This window comes from Xanthomonas theicola, from assembly GCF_014236795.1.
GTDB classification, from domain to species: domain Bacteria; phylum Pseudomonadota; class Gammaproteobacteria; order Xanthomonadales; family Xanthomonadaceae; genus Xanthomonas_A; species Xanthomonas_A theicola.
In genome coordinates, this window is sequence record NZ_CP049017.1 from 3,379,187 (window position 1) to 3,393,481 (window position 14,295).

Annotated in this window: 12 protein-coding genes and 1 pseudogene; 2 read left to right on the top strand and 11 right to left on the bottom strand. The window is 69.8% G+C overall.

Annotation, left to right across the window (positions count from 1 at the left end):
- Positions 1 to 43 precede the first annotated feature (43 nt).
- Together G4Q83_RS15750 and ubiE are read right to left on the bottom strand one after the other, a co-directional pair.
- Positions 44 to 625, bottom strand: a complete 582-nt coding sequence (locus G4Q83_RS15750) for a hypothetical protein (RefSeq protein WP_128421290.1) — start codon at positions 623 to 625, stop codon at positions 44 to 46.
- Between the two features lie 533 nt (positions 626 to 1,158).
- Entirely contained in the window at positions 1,159 to 1,920 is a 762-nt protein-coding gene (gene ubiE / locus G4Q83_RS15755) for a bifunctional demethylmenaquinone methyltransferase/2-methoxy-6-polyprenyl-1,4-benzoquinol methylase UbiE (RefSeq protein ID WP_128421289.1), read from the bottom strand.
- A 226-nt stretch (positions 1,921 to 2,146) separates the two neighbouring features.
- Between ubiE and G4Q83_RS15760 the strand changes: the two are divergent.
- Positions 2,147 to 2,602 (top strand): annotated as a pseudogene (locus tag G4Q83_RS15760) (nucleoside deaminase).
- Between the two features lie 12 nt (positions 2,603 to 2,614).
- On the opposite strand, the gene G4Q83_RS15765 reads toward G4Q83_RS15760, so the two are convergent.
- On the bottom strand, positions 2,615 to 4,789 hold the full coding sequence (locus G4Q83_RS15765) for a TonB-dependent siderophore receptor (protein ID WP_128421288.1): 2,175 nt from the start codon (positions 4,787 to 4,789) through the stop codon (positions 2,615 to 2,617).
- Between the two features lie 59 nt (positions 4,790 to 4,848).
- Here G4Q83_RS15765 and G4Q83_RS15770 point away from each other — a divergent pair, with 59 nt between their 5' ends.
- Positions 4,849 to 6,045, top strand: a complete 1,197-nt coding sequence (locus G4Q83_RS15770) for an acetyltransferase domain-containing protein (protein ID WP_128421287.1) — start codon at positions 4,849 to 4,851, stop codon at positions 6,043 to 6,045.
- Between the two features lie 369 nt (positions 6,046 to 6,414).
- On the opposite strand, the gene hslU is transcribed toward G4Q83_RS15770, so the two are convergent.
- The 8 genes from hslU to G4Q83_RS15810 form a co-directional block, all read right to left on the bottom strand.
- Positions 6,415 to 7,779, bottom strand: coding sequence for an ATP-dependent protease ATPase subunit HslU (gene hslU / locus G4Q83_RS15775; protein WP_128421286.1), 1,365 nt, complete (start codon positions 7,777 to 7,779; stop codon positions 6,415 to 6,417).
- A gap of 100 nt (positions 7,780 to 7,879) precedes the next feature.
- Complete coding sequence (gene hslV / locus G4Q83_RS15780; RefSeq protein WP_128421285.1) at positions 7,880 to 8,431, bottom strand: ATP-dependent protease subunit HslV; 552 nt, start codon at positions 8,429 to 8,431, stop codon at positions 7,880 to 7,882.
- Positions 8,432 to 8,689: 258 nt separating this feature from the next.
- Positions 8,690 to 9,520 carry a tyrosine recombinase XerC gene (gene xerC, locus G4Q83_RS15785; protein ID WP_246432121.1) on the bottom strand — a complete coding sequence of 277 codons (831 nt, stop codon included), beginning with the start codon at positions 9,518 to 9,520 and terminating at the stop codon, positions 8,690 to 8,692.
- 146 nt (positions 9,521 to 9,666) lie between these two features.
- Positions 9,667 to 10,332 carry a DUF484 family protein gene (locus tag G4Q83_RS15790; RefSeq protein ID WP_128421283.1) on the bottom strand — a complete coding sequence of 222 codons (666 nt, stop codon included), beginning with the start codon at positions 10,330 to 10,332 and terminating at the stop codon, positions 9,667 to 9,669.
- Positions 10,329 to 11,189 carry a diaminopimelate epimerase gene (gene dapF / locus G4Q83_RS15795; protein ID WP_128421282.1) on the bottom strand — a complete coding sequence of 287 codons (861 nt, stop codon included), beginning with the start codon at positions 11,187 to 11,189 and terminating at the stop codon, positions 10,329 to 10,331. Before dapF ends, G4Q83_RS15790 begins: the two co-directional genes overlap by 4 nt.
- Positions 11,176 to 11,415, bottom strand: coding sequence for an LPS translocon maturation chaperone LptM (gene lptM, locus G4Q83_RS15800; RefSeq protein WP_128421281.1), 240 nt, complete (start codon positions 11,413 to 11,415; stop codon positions 11,176 to 11,178). The genes dapF and lptM overlap by 14 nt, the downstream gene beginning before the upstream one ends.
- A gap of 68 nt (positions 11,416 to 11,483) precedes the next feature.
- A complete protein-coding gene (locus G4Q83_RS15805; protein ID WP_128421280.1) occupies positions 11,484 to 11,867 on the bottom strand; it encodes a YbaN family protein in 384 nt (127 codons plus the stop codon).
- Positions 11,868 to 12,013: 146 nt separating this feature from the next.
- On the bottom strand, positions 12,014 to 14,101 hold the full coding sequence (locus G4Q83_RS15810) for a S9 family peptidase (RefSeq protein WP_185817230.1): 2,088 nt from the start codon (positions 14,099 to 14,101) through the stop codon (positions 12,014 to 12,016).
- Between the last annotated feature and the right edge of the window lie 194 nt (positions 14,102 to 14,295).

Below are 14,295 nucleotides of genomic sequence, written 5' to 3' on the forward strand. Positions count from 1 at the left end.
ACGTAGGACCCCATATCAAATGAAGGGAAGTGCTCATCTTGGGTCAACCTTTTCCTCGCAGATCTTCGGGTGCGGACGCGCGCCCAGACCGCGCATGCGTTTGCATATAGTTGGAAATCGTCTTAATCGCGTGCCCGGAAACTCCCTCTCTCCAATTCGAAGAGAGAATCAATCCGCTTCTCCACTGGCGCTTAGCGTTCGGGCCGAGCGCCATCCACTCGATACACGCGGCGGCGCCGGATTTTTCCGCGAGGGATCGGCCGAGTGCGGTCCCTTCGCACGTATAGAGAAGGCAGGTGCGCGCGCCCTGCCCGGCCACCGCGCTGAAGCAACGCGCCGCATCGTCCAGCGCCGCCCCAGGCAGCAGCGGCGTGGACGAATAGATGCAGGCGATATCGGCGGCGCAAAACCGAACGTGGCCTCCTGCATCGCTTCCGTGAATCAGAAAGAAACGCTTGTCGCTCGCAAGCCTGAACTCACGCAGGCACGAATGCGCAATGCCGAACACCTGGGGCACCAGTAGATGGAGAACAGCGGCGAATTCGAAATCCTCGAAACTGATGACGTCCATGACGGCCAACCATTCGAAGACATCGCAGATGCCCATAACCGGAGATAATGTCATCTGTCATCCTCGCTGGACCAGGAGCATCAGCGCCAACCAACCTGCACCGGTAGATTATGGCATGCCGGCAATCGATAATATCGGAGCCCTACCGGTAAAGTCCGCTCAGTTTCGCATGCATTCATGGCGGTCGCGCATCCGCCCGGCTTCACTGCGCAATCACACATCGCAAGAATCGCGACCCCATCGAATTCGTCGGCGCCGCGACAGCTTTTTCCCTGCAAATGCATCATGTCTGCCGGCTGCTTTGCGGCTGGCCGCTTTCGAGCCGGCAGCATGCGCAGCGGCAAGCGCGGCGCGTGGCTGACGCTGGCTCGGCTCGGCTCGGCTCGGCTCGGCGCGGTGATGGTGGTGGCTGGTGCGTTGCGGCGCGCAGCGAACGGGATCACCTGCTCCGCATACTTGCTTGATCGCGCTCGCTTATGGCCGCACGGACCGTCGCTGCGGACCCCGCAAGGCGTCACGCCCGAATACCCTGGCAGGGGTCGCAGCGAAGCGAAGCCGCCTGCAGCGGGTGGCAACCGATCCCGAGCTCAGACCTTGTAGCCCGAATGGATCGCGACGATGCCGCCGGTCAGGTTCTTGTAGTGGCTGCGGGCGAAGCCGGCCTCGGCCATCATGCCTTTCAGCGCGTCCTGCGGCGGATGCTTGCGGATGCTCTCGGCCAGGTACTGGTAGCTGTCGGCGTCCTTGGCGAACAGCCGGCCCAGCCGCGGCAGTATCTTGAACGAATGGAAATCGTAGATCGGCTTGAACCAGTCGGCGGTGACTACGGAGAACTCCAGCACCCGCGCCTGCCCGCCGACCTTCAGCACCCGGTACATCTCGCGCAGCGCCGCGTCCTTGTCGGTGACGTTGCGCAGGCCGAAGGCGATGGTGACCAGGTCGAAGCTCTGGTCCGGGAACGGCAGCGCTTCGGCATTGCACTGCACGTAGTCCAGGCCCGCGACCAGGCCGCGGTTGGTCAGCCGGTCGCGGCCCACCGACAGCATGCCGGCGTTGATGTCGCCCAGCACCACCGCGCCCTCGTCGCCGACCCGCTCCTTCAGCAGCGCGGCGATGTCGCCGGTGCCGCCGGCCAGGTCGAGCACGCGGTCGCCCGGCTTGACCTGCGCGGTGGCCACGAAGTAGCGCTTCCAGGCCCGGTGGATGCCCAGGCTCATCAGGTCGTTCATCAGGTCGTAGTTGCCGGCGACCGAGGTGAACACCTCGCCGACCAGCTTCTGCTTGTCCTTGGCGGCGACGTCGCGGAAGCCGAAATGGGTGGTGCCTGACGTGTAGGGGGATTCGCTCATGGCCGGATTATCGCACTGCCGGGCGGCACGTGGCGGTGAAGCGGCCGCGGCCGCGGCATTGGCGCCGTGCCGGCGCGGAGGCTGCAGGCCATGCGCGGCGGGTGGTTCCCCGTCCCGGCCCGGCCTGGCGGAGCCCGGCACCGCGGCCGCGGCGCGGCGGTGCCGGGGTGACAGCCGCCCGTCGCCTGCGCCAGACTCGGGGACAACGTTCGCCATTGGCCCCAGCATGCCGACCACGCCCGACTACCGCGTCCTGCTCGACACCGCCATCGCCGAGGCCCGCCAGGGCCTGGCCGAGGGCGGCATCCCGATCGGCGCGGCGCTGTACCACAACGACGGCCGCCTGCTCGGCTGCGGCCACAACCGCCGGGTGCAGGAAGGCGACCCGTCGGTGCACGGCGAGACCGATGCGTTCCGCAAGGCCGGCCGCCAGCGCCACTACAGGGACACCATCATGGTCACCACGCTGGCGCCGTGCTGGTAATGCAGCGGCCTGGTGCGGCAGTTCAACATCGGCACCGTGGTGGTCGGCGAATCGGTGACCTTCCAAGGCGGCATCGACTGGCTGCGCGAGAATGGAGTCAATGTGATCGACCTGCACAGCCAGGAATGCATCGACCTGCTCGGCGGCTACATCGCGGCCAACCCGGACGTGTGGAACGAGGACATCGGCGAGGACTGACGCGCCGCCGGCTCAGAACCGGTACTGCACGCCGGCGGTGAGCGTGCGCGACGCGCCCACCGCCACCCAGGGCGTCGCCGCGACCGAGCTGGTGTAGTAGCTCCGGTCAAACACGTTGTCCACGTCCAGCGACACACGCAGCCGCTCGTCGATGCGCCAGTACCCCAGCAGTTTGGCCACGGTGTAGGCCGGCAGCCGCGCCGGCGCGATGCCGGCGTCGGCCTGCGCCTGGGTGTAGGCCTCGGCCAGCCGTGCGCCGGTATGGGTGATGCCGCCGCCCAGGCCGAGCAGGCCGCCGCCGCGCAGCGGCGTCTCGTGCACCGCCAGCACGCTGCCGTTGAGCCTGGGCACGTTGATCAGGCTGCCGCCGACCTGCAGCGTGTTGTCGCGCAGCACCTGTACCCGGTTCCACGAGGCGCTGGCGTTGATCCGCCAGTGCGCGCCCAACTGCCCGGAGAAGTCGGCCTCGGCGCCGCGGCTGCGCACGCGGCCGGCGGCGATCTGGTTGCCCGGATTGAGCGGATCGCCGGTGAGCACGTTGTCCTTGACGATCTCGTACAGCGCCAGGGTGCCGCCGAGGCGGCCGTCGCGCGCCTGCCACTTGCCGCCCAGTTCCAGCGCGCGGCCGCTTTCCGGCGCCGGTGCGCGCGCGGTGCCGGTGCCGGTCCACACGTCGGAGCCGGTGTTGGGGCGGAACGTGCGTCCCGCGTTGGCGTACCACGACCACTGCTCGCCCGGCGCATAGCTCAGCCCGATCCGCGGCGTGGTCTTGGCCGGGGTCTGCGCATAGCGGCCGCCGCTGCGCGCGTCGCGCAACGTCTGCCGGTAGCGGTCGTGGCGCAGGCCGAGCAGCAGCGTCCACTGCGCGTTCAGCGCCACCGCGTCCTGCAGGTACAGCGCCAGGTTGCACTGGCGCTCGTGGGTGTCGACGAACGGCAGCGGCGTCGGCGGCGCCTGCCCGTAGACCGGCGCGAACAGGTCCAGCGCGTAAGGCGCGGCCGCGCTGGGGCGGATCCGCAACATGCGCTGGTCGAGCACGAAGTCGTAGGCCTCGGCGCCGAGCAACAGGTCGTGGCGCCAGGCGCCAGCGGCCAGCTGGCCGCGCAGTTCGGCCTGCAGCGCCGTGTCGTGCGAGGCGAAATCGCGCCAGCGCCGTTGTCGCCACAGCGTGCGGCCGTCCTCGCGCAGCGCGCTGGGCTCGGTGGAATAGCCGCGCAGGCCGCCGTCGCGGCGCGAGGCGGCGGCGACGCCCTGCCAGGCATCGCCGAATGCGTGCTGCAGGCGCAACTGGTGATTGCGGTTGTCCACCTGCACATCGCCGTCGCCCGGCTCGCCGAGAAAACGCGAGCGCGGGATCGCACCCAGTTCGCCGCGCACTGCGACCACGCCGCGATCCAGCGGCACCCGCTGGCGCAGCCATTCCCCGTCGTAGTGCAGCGTGGTCGCCTCGCCCAGGCGCCAGGCCAGCGCCGGCGCCACGAAGCGGCGCCGGCTGCGCACGAATGCGCGGATGCTGCGCTTGTCCTCGAGCGCGACGTTGAGCCGGTACGCGAGCGCCGCGCCGAGCGGACCGGTGCCGTCGGCGGCGACGCGGTAGGCGTCGTGGCTGCCGACGGACAGTTCCAGCGCCGCGCCCGGCCGCCACTGCGGGCGCTTGCTGACGATGTTGAGCGTCCCACCGGGTTCGCTGCTGCCGTACAGCGCCGCCGCCGGGCCTTTCAGGAACTCGATCGCCTCGATGTTGGCGGTATCGCGCGGCGCGTTGTAGCCGCGATTGGCGGCCAGGCCGTTGAGCAGGGTCGCGCTGCCGGTGTTCTCGTTGCCGGGCAGGCCGCGCACCGCGAAGTTGTCCCACAGCCCGCCGAATCCGTTCTGCCGCGAGATCCCGCCGACGTAGTCCAGGGTGGCGTCGAGCCGGGTCGCGCCGAGGTCGTCGATCGCCTGCCGCGGCAGCACCCGCACCGATTGCGGCAGGTGGCGCAGGTCCAGGCCGGTCTTGCTGCCCTCGACTTCGTCGGCCTGATAGGGGCCCGAATCGCGGCGACCGACCACGCGCACCGCGTCCAGCTCGGCCGGTTGCGGCGCGGCGCCGCCACGCGAGACCGGATCGGCATCGGCCGGACCGGCGCACAGGCCGGCCAGCAGTGCAACGGCGCAGGGCAGGGGACGCGGCGAACGTGGCGGCATGGAGCGCGCACCTGAAAACCAATATTATATCATTACAATATTGGCACGGATTGTCGCGCATGCCCTCCGCTTTCCGCACTTCCTTGGCGTCTCCGGCCTGCCTGGCGCCGCCATCGGCTTCCTCGCGGCTGGCCTCGATCGATCTGCTGCGCGGCACGGTGATGCTGTTGATGCTGCTCGACCACGTGCGCGAGACGTTCTACCTGCACCACCAGATCGGCGATCCGATGAACGTGGACGCCACCGCGCCGGCGCTGTTCGTGGCGCGCGCGCTGGCGCACCTGTGTGCGCCCGTGTTCGTGTTCCTGACCGGACTGTCGGCCTGGCTGTATGCGGCACGGCAGCCGCGCCGCCGCGCCGCGGCCGCAGCGTTCCTGCTCAAGCGCGGACTGTTCCTGATCGTGCTGGAACTGACCCTGGTCAACTTCGCCTGGACCTTCGCGTTTCCGCCGCAGGTGCTGTACCTGCAGGTGATCTGGGCGATCGGCCTGAGCATGCTCGCGCTGGCGGCGCTGCTGTGGCTGCCGCGCGCGGCGCTGGCGCTGCTCGGCGCAGCGCTGGTGGCCGGCCACAACCTGCTCGATCCGCTGCACGTGCCGGGCGACGGCGCGCTGGCGGCGGCCTGGACGGTCCTGCACGAGCGCGGCTGGCTGCAGTTCGGCGAGCATCTGCGCCTGCGGACCTCCTATCCGCTGCTGCCGTGGATCGGGGTGATCGCGCTCGGCTACGCGGCCGGGCCCTGGTACGGCGCCGCGACCACGCCGGCGCAGCGGCAGCGCCGCCTGCTCGGATACGGGCTGGGCGCGCTGGTGCTGTTCCAGTTGCTGCGCTGGCACAACGGCTACGGCGACGCGCCATGGCGCGAGCATGCCGACCTCGCACATACCGCGATGAGCTTCTTCAACGTGACCAAGTACCCGCCGTCGCTGCTGTTTCTGCTGCTGACCCTGGGCGTGGGCCTGCTGTTGCTGCGCCTGTACGAATCCCCGCCGCTGGCCAGGGCGCTGGCGCCGCTGGCGGCGATCGGCGCGGCGCCGATGTTCTTCTACCTGCTGCACCTGTACATGCTGAAGCTGCTGTCGCTGGCGGCGCTGGCCTACTGGGGCGCCAATCACGGCGCGCTGTTCGGGGTGGACAGCGTCGCCGCGTTGTGGGCGATCGCCGCGCTGCTGGGCCTGGCCCTGTACTGGCCGACCGCTGCGTTCGCGCGGCTGAAGGCGCGGCGCCGCGACCTGGCCTGGCTGCGCTACCTGTGACCGCATGGGTGGGCGGGCCGGAGCGGCGGGCGGCGCGGCGGTATTTCATCGCCGCGCCATGCCGGCATGGTCGGCCGACCACCCTGTCCGCTCCCGGAGACCTGCGATCCCGATCCGCCTGCCGCGCCTGCTGCTGATCGGGCTGACCGAAGTCGGAACTGCACCAGTTCGCCTTACGACGACGCGGCGCAGGTGCAATTGGACTGGCAGGCGTTCGTGGCCGCGTACCAAGTGGGAGTGGGAACGCCGCTGTACCGGGCACGCAGCTTCAACCCTGTAGGGCGGCTCCGGGTGGCCTCGGGCCACCAGCCGCGACAGCCGCATCTGCCGCGCGTGACCACGCGCGGCAGGGCGGCCGCCGTGCCACTGCTACAGGATGTAGCGGCTCAGGTCCGGATCCCGCACCAACTCGCCCAGGTGCGCATCGACGTACGCGGCGTCGACGGCGACGCGCTGCCCGTCGCGGTCCGGCGCCTCGAAGCTCAGCGTGTCGAGCAGGCGCTCGAGCACGGTGTGCAGGCGCCGCGCGCCGATGTTCTCCTGGCGCTCGTTGACCAGGAACGCGATCTCGGCGAGGCGGTCGATCGCATCGTCGGTGAAACTCAGGGTCACCCCTTCGGTCAGCAGCAGCGCTTCGTACTGCTTGCTCAGCGCCGCCTTCGGCTCGGTGAGGATGCGGATGAAATCGTCCTTGGACAGCGCCGACAGCTCGACCCGGATCGGGAAGCGGCCCTGCAGTTCCGGGATCAGGTCGCTGGGCTTGGCCAGATGAAACGCGCCGGAGGCGATGAACAGGATGTGGTCGGTCTTGACCGTGCCGTACTTGGTGCTGACGTTGGAACCTTCGACCAGCGGCAGCAGGTCGCGCTGCACGCCCTCGCGCGAGACATCGCCTCCGCCGACGTTGTCGCCGCGCTTGGCGACCTTGTCGATCTCGTCGATGAACACGATGCCGTGCTGCTCGCAGGCCTCGATCGCCGCGGCGCGCACCTCGTCCTCGTTGACCAGCTTGCCGGCCTCTTCCTCGATCAGCAGCGGCCGCGCCGCCTTGATCGCCAGCTTGCGCGTTTGCGCCTTGCCGCCGCCCAGGTTGGAGAACATCTGCCGCAGTTGCTGGCCCATTTCCTCCATGCCCGGCGGGGTCATGATGTCCATGTTGACGTTGACCGCCAGGTCCAGCTCGATCTCGCGCTCGTCCAGCTCGCCGGCACGCAGCATGCGCCGGAACTTGCTGCGGGTGTCGGTGTCCTGCGCCGAGGGCTCGTTGCGCGCGGCCTCCGGATCGAAGCCGATGCCGGCGCTGCGCCGCGGCAGCAGCGCGTCGAGAATGCGGTCCTCGGCGCGGTCCTCGGCCTGGGTGCGTACGCGCACCTTGGCCTGCTCGCGGTACAGCTTGACCGCGGTGTCGGCCAGGTCGCGCACGATCTGCTCCACGTCCTTGCCGACGTAGCCGACCTCGGTGAAACGCGTGGCCTCGACCTTGACGAACGGCGCGTTGGCCAGCGTCGCCAGGCGCCGCGCGATCTCGGTCTTGCCGACCCCGGTGGGGCCGATCATCAGGATGTTCTTGGGCATCACTTCGTCGCGCAGCGCGTCGGGCAGCTGCATGCGCCGCCAGCGGTTGCGCAGCGCGATCGCCACCGCGCGCTTGGCGTCGTGCTGGCCGACGATGTGGCGGTCCAGCTCCTGCACGATCTCGCGCGGGGTCATGGTGGAGGTGTCGGGATTGGGCATTGGGGATTCGGGATTGGTAGAAGCGGAATGGGAACGATCGATGCGTGTCGGGGCACAGGGAAAGGAGCGCCTTGGCGAATCCCCAATCCCCAATCCCGAATCACAGCTCCTCGACCACCACGTTGCGATTGGTGTAGATGCAGATGTCGCCGGCGATGTTCAGCGCTTCGACCGCGATGGTCTTGGCGTCGAGCGCAGTGTGGCCGAGCAGCGCGCGTGCGGCCGACAATGCGTAGGACCCGCCGGAGCCGATGGCGATGATGCCGTCCTCCGGTTCGATCACGTCGCCGGTGCCGCTGATGATCAGCGAGGTTTCCTTGTCGGCCACCGCCAGCAGCGCCTCGAGCTTGCCCAGGCGGCGTTCGGTGCGCCAATCCTTGGCCAGTTCCACCGCGGCGCGGGTCAGCTGGCCATGCTTTTCCAACTTGGCCTCGAACAGTTCGAACAGGGTGAACGCGTCGGCAGCGGCACCGGCGAAACCGGCCAGCACCTGGCCGTCGCGGCCGAGGCGGCGCACCTTGCGCGCATTGCCCTTCATCACGGTATGGCCCAGCGTCACCTGGCCGTCGCCGGCGACGGCGACATGGCCATTGCGGCGCACCGACAGGATCGTGGTGGCGTGGAAAACGGTGGGAGTCTGACTGGGATCCATGCGGCCTCCGGGACGATTGCTCAGGTGTGGGGGCAGGCCGCGACCCGTTCAAGCGCCGCCGGCCGGCCGCTCGCCGTTCGCATGGATGCCCAAGGCCGCGCAGCGGTCCTCGTCCTGCGGCGGCGGCGGGTGCATGGCGCGCGCCAGCCATTGCCGCATTCAGAACGTCCACCGCGTGCCCGCGGCGGCGTCCGCGGCGCGGCCGACCGAAGGCAGCGCAGGCGCGGACCGGGCGGCGGTCCCGCGCCCGTTCAGGCGTCAGCGGTTGCGCTTGGCGCGCGGATGCGCGGCGTCGTAGACCTTGGCCAAGTGCTGGAAATCCAGGTGGGTGTAGATCTGCGTGGTGGCGATGTCGGCGTGGCCGAGCAACTCCTGCACGCCGCGCAGGTCGCCGGAGGATTCGAGGATGTGGCTGGCGAAACTGTGCCGCAGCATGTGCGGATGCACATGCTTGAACAAGCCCTGGCGCGCGGCCAGCTGCTTGATCCGGATCTGCACCGCGCGCGCCCCGATCGGCGCGCCGCCGCGTCCCGGAAACACTGGCGCCGCGGCGGCGGCCGCGGTCTGCGCGTGCCATTCCAGCAACGCCTTGCGCGCATGCGCGCCGACCGGCACCAGGCGCTGCCGGTTGCCCTTGCCGAGCACGCGGACCAGGCCGCCGGCGACATCCAGATCGCGCCAGCGCAAGGCGCACAGCTCGCTCAGGCGCAGCCCGGAGGAATAGAACAGTTCCAGCAGCGCGCGGTCGCGCAGGCCCAGCGGCGCGTCGGTGGGGACCTCGACCAGGCGCACCGCCTCATCCGCGTCCAGCACCTGCGGCAGCTTGCGCGGCGCCTTCGGCGCGCGCAGCGCGGCCGCCGGGCTGGCGCCGATGCGGCCATGCCGGAGCAACCACGCATAGAAACTGCGGCACGCCGACAGGCGTCGCTGCAGGCTCTTCGGCGACAGGCCGCGACGGTGCTCGGCCGCAATGAAACGGCGCAGCTGTTCGGCGCCGAGCGCCACTATCTCGCCGCCCGCGTTGTCCGCCGCCCAGGCCGACAACGCGCTCAGGTCGCGGCGGTACGCGTCGAGGGTATGCGCGGACATGCGCCGCTCGACCTGCAGGTAGTCCAGGAAACGGGACGCAGGACCCGGGACGCGGGACGCGGTTTCAACACCGGCGGCATCGACCGACGCGCCGGACTGCGCTTTTCGAGTCACACGTCCCGCGTCCCGCGTCCCGACCTTCGCGTTCATCGTTGCAGCGCCACCGTCAGCGACTCGCCCATCATGCGCAGGAACAAGGTACCCATGCCGGGATAGAAACGGTTCGGATCGCGGCTGCCGACCGCGATCAGGCCCAGGCCCGGCAGCGGCAGCAGGGCGCTGGACTGCACCTCTTCGACGCGGCCGGCGTACAGCAACGCCTGCTTTTCCGGCTGCAGGCGGCCGCAGATCGGCTCGCCGTCCTTCAGGCAGTCGCGGAACGGGGCCAGCTGCGGATCGTCCTGCGCCAGGATCTGCAGCCATCGCGCCTGTTCCAGCCCGGGCAGCGGCCGCAGCAGCACGATGCTGACCAGATCGCCCTGGAAATCCTCCTGCAGCGAGGCGGCCATCGCGCGCACGCTGTCGGCGGCGCTGGTCTGCCGCATCAGCGCCAGGGTCAATTGGTGGGTGCGCACCGCCAGGCGCTCGTTGACCTGGGCGTTGGCCGCCAGGTCCGACAGGCGCCGCGACAGTTCGCGGTTCTTGTCGCGCAGCACTTCCAGCTGGTAGCTCGCCAGCGACGCGGTCGGGCCGTCGTCGCGCGGTACCACCAGGGTCAGCGCCAGATCGGGAAACTGCTTCAGGAACGCCGGGTGGCGGCGCAGCCATGCGGCGATCTCGTGCGCGCCGATCTTTTCCTGGGTCTCGCTCATCGGATCCACTCCCCATCGAAAACGAACGCGGCCGGCCCGGACATCACCAACTGCGCCTGATCGTGCGGCCAGCGGATGCGCAGCGCGCCGCCGGGCAGCAACACGCGCACGTCGCGATCCACGCGGCCGCGCTGCATCAGCACCGCCGCGGCCGCGCAGGCGCCGCTGCCGCACGCCAGGGTCTCGCCGACGCCGCGCTCGTACACGCGCAGACGCAGCCGGCCGCGGTCGATCACCTGAGCGAAGCCGACGTTGACCGAATCGGGAAACGATGCGTGCTGCTGCAGCAGCGGCCCCAGCCGCTCGACCGGCGCCGCGTCGACCAGGCCCACTTCCAGCACCGCATGCGGATTGCCCATCGACACCGCGCCGAAGCGCACGCTCTCGCCCTGCAGCGGCAGCAGGTACTCGGCGCGCGCGTGCGGGAAGCCGACCAGCGGCACCTGCTGCGGGGCGAAGCGCGGCACGCCCATCGCCACCGCGAACTGGCCGTCGACGCCGCGCTCGACACGATGCGACGCGAACGGACTGTCGACGGTGAACGCGTCGCCGCCGGCGGCGCCGTCGCGCACCAGCCACGCGGCGACGCAGCGCGCGCCGTTGCCGCACTGCCCGGCCAGGCTGCCGTCGGTATTCCAGATGCGATAGCTGGCCACCGCGTCCGCGCTGCGCGGCGCCTCGATGGTCAAGATCTGGTCGCAACCGACGCCGAAATGGCGGTCGGCCAGGCGCACCGCCAGGCCGGCGTCCGGGGGCGAGCCGCCGTCGCGCAGGTCGAGCACCACGAAATCGTTGCCCGCGCCCTGCATCTTGGAAAAACGCAGGCGCGACGCGGCGTTGGCCTCACTCGTTCCCATCGGTGGGCGCGGGCGTGGTGTCGTCGACCGGCTGCTGCCGGCCATGGACCGGCTGCGCCTGGCCGGCGGGATCGGTGCTGGCCGGCGGCGTCGCGTCGGGCGCGGCTTCCACCGGAACCGGCTTCTGCGGCATCACCAGCGGACCTTTGTTGCCGCACCCGGCCAGCGCCAGCAGGGCGGCGCCGAACAGGGCGATACGGATCGGATGACGGGACGATGTGCTCATGCGCCGAAGTATAAGGCCATGAACCGGCTGTGCCGCATGCGGCGCCGCGCGGCGCGTCGAGCGCGCCTTCACCCGCGCGGCGGCGGCTCCGGGCGCAGCCACAGCCACAGCGCCACGCCGCTCATGCAGCCGATCGCCAGCACCTGCACCCACAATCTGTGCACGAGCAGCAGCAGGAGCAGCGCGCACACCGCCATGGTCAACGTGGCCATCCACTTGCCGCGGCGACTGACCGCGCCGTGCGCTTCCCAGTCGCGGATGCTGGCGCCGAAGCGCGGGTCTTCCAGCAGCCGACGGCGCAGGCGCTCGGAGCCACGCGAGGCGGCATAGGCCGAGATCAGCACGAACACCGTGGTCGGCAAGCCCGGCACGAAGATGCCGACGATGCCCGTCGCCAGGCTGACGTAGGCCAACAGCCACCAGGCCCAGCGGAAACGGGAAGGCGATTCCATCGGCGCATCATAAAGCCGAGGGCGAACCCCGACGCGGCGATGCAGCCCCCCCTGTAGGAGCGGCTTCGGCCGCGACCGCCTCCCCCCACCCTCCCCCGCCGACCGGCGCCGCCATCACCGGGAGCGCAGCCGCCCGCGGACAGCGCCTACTCCGCCGCGTGCTGAACGCCCAGCTGGTCCAGCACGAACGCGTACGACTCGGCCTGCTCGCGGTAGCGGCGGAAGCGCCCGGACTTGCCGCCGTGGCCGGCTTCCATGTTGACCCGGAACACGATCGGCCGGTTGCCGGTGTTGGCGTCGCGCAGCTTGGCCACCCACTTCGCCGGCTCCCAGTACTGCACCTGCGAATCCCACAGGCCGGTGCCGACGAACAGCGCCGGGTAGGCCTGGCGCGCCACGTTGTCGTACGGCGAATAGCCGAGCATGTAGTCGTAGTACTTCTTCTGCTCCGGATTGCCCCACTCGTCGTATTCGTTGGTGGTCAGCGGGATGCTCGGATCGAGCATGGTGGTGACCACGTCGACGAACGGCACCTGCGCCACCAGCACCCGGTAGTCCTGCGGCGCCATGTTCGCCACCGCGCCCATCAGCAGCCCGCCGGCGCTGCCGCCGGCCGCGGCGATGCGATCCGCCGCCGCATAGCCCTGCGCGACCAAGCCGCGGGTCACGTCGATGAAGTCGGTGAAGGTGTTCTTCTTGTGGAGCAGTTTGCCCCGGTCGTACCAGTCGCGGCCCATCTCCTGGCCGCCGCGGATGTGCGCGATGGCGTAGACCACGCCGCGGTCGAGCAGGCTGACCACCGGCAGGTTGAAGTTGGGATCGGTGGACATGCCGTAACTGCCGTAGGCGTACTGGTACAGCGCCGCGGTGCCGTCCTTCTTGAAGCCCTTCCTGTACACCAGCGACACCGGCACCTTGACCCCATCGCGCGTAGTCACCCACACGCGCTCGGTCCGGTACTTGCCGGCGTCGTAGCCGAGCACCGGCTGCTGCTTGAGCAGCCGGCGCTCGCCGGTGCCGGTATTGAGTTCATAGGTGGTGGCCGGCGTGGTCAGGGAGGTGTAGCCGTAGCGCAGCCACGGCGTGTCCGGCTCGGGATTGACCGACAGGCCCATCGAATACGCCGGCTCGTCGGCCTTGACGTACTCCTCCTTGCCGTCGGCGAAGTGCAGGCGGATCCGCTCCAGGCCATCGGAACGCTCGGCGATCGCGGTGAAGCCGTCGAACAGTTCGAAGCCGTCGATGAACACCGTTTCGTCGTAGGGCAGCCAGGGTTGCCATTGCGCACGCGCGGTGGCGCCGTCGGGCGCGGTCATCAGCGCGTAGTTCTTGGCCTTCCAGTTGGTGCGGATCACCCAGCGCCCGTCGAAGTGGTCGGCGCCGTACTCGACGTCGCGCTCGCGCGGCGCCAGCACGGTGAAATGCCGCGGATCGGCGGCCGGCGCGTAGCGCTGCTCCGAGGACACCGTGCTTTCCAGGCCGATGACGATGTACTTGTCGTCGCGGGTGCGGCCCAGGCCCATGTAGAAACTGTCGTCCTTTTCCTCGTAGACCAACGCGTCCTGCGCGGCCGGCGTGCCCAGCACGTGCTTCTTGACCCGCACGGTGAGCAGCGTTTCCGGGTCGTTCTCGACGTAGAACAGGGTCTGGTTGTCGTCGGCCCAGACCACCTCGGGGGAGACGCCCGGCACGCGGTCGGCGTAGACCTCGCCGGTGTCCAGGTTCTTGAAGCGCACCACGTACTGGCGGCGGCCGACGTCGTCCTCGGTCCAGGCCAGAATGCGGTTGTCCTGGCTGACCACCGCCTCGCCCAGGCTGAAATACCCCTTGCCGGCGGCCATCGCGTTGACGTCGAGCAGGATTTCCTCCACCGCGTCCATGCCGCCCTTGCGCCGCGCGTGCACCGGGTGGTCCTTGCCGCTCTCGAAGCGGGTGTAGTACCAGTAGCCGCGCTCGCGATACGGCACGCTGCTGTCGTCCTGCTTGATGCGCCCGACGATCTCCGCGTACAGCGTGTCCTCCAGCGGCTTGAGCGGCTTCAGCACCCGGTCGGCGTAGGCGTTCTCGGCATTGAGGTAGGCCAGCATCCGCGGGTTTTCGCGCTTGTCGTCGCGCAGCCAGTAATAGTCGTCCTGGCGGGCGGCGCCGAACGGCGCGGTGACCGTGTGCGGCCGCTTGGCCGGATGCGGCGGGGTGGCGTCGATGGCGAGGGCCGAAGCGAAGGGCGAAGTCATGAGCAGGAGGAAGCTCGCTAGCAAGGGACGGTGCTGCATCCAATGGGGCTCCGGCGGCGGAAACGCAACTGAGGACGCGCCGCCCGGGCCGGGAGGCGGCAGGCATGCGGCGCAGCGCCGCACGGTACCGGGCGAGTCTCCGCGCAACGCCGCATCCTGGCAAGCGCGCAACGGCATCGTGCGGCGCGCTCCTC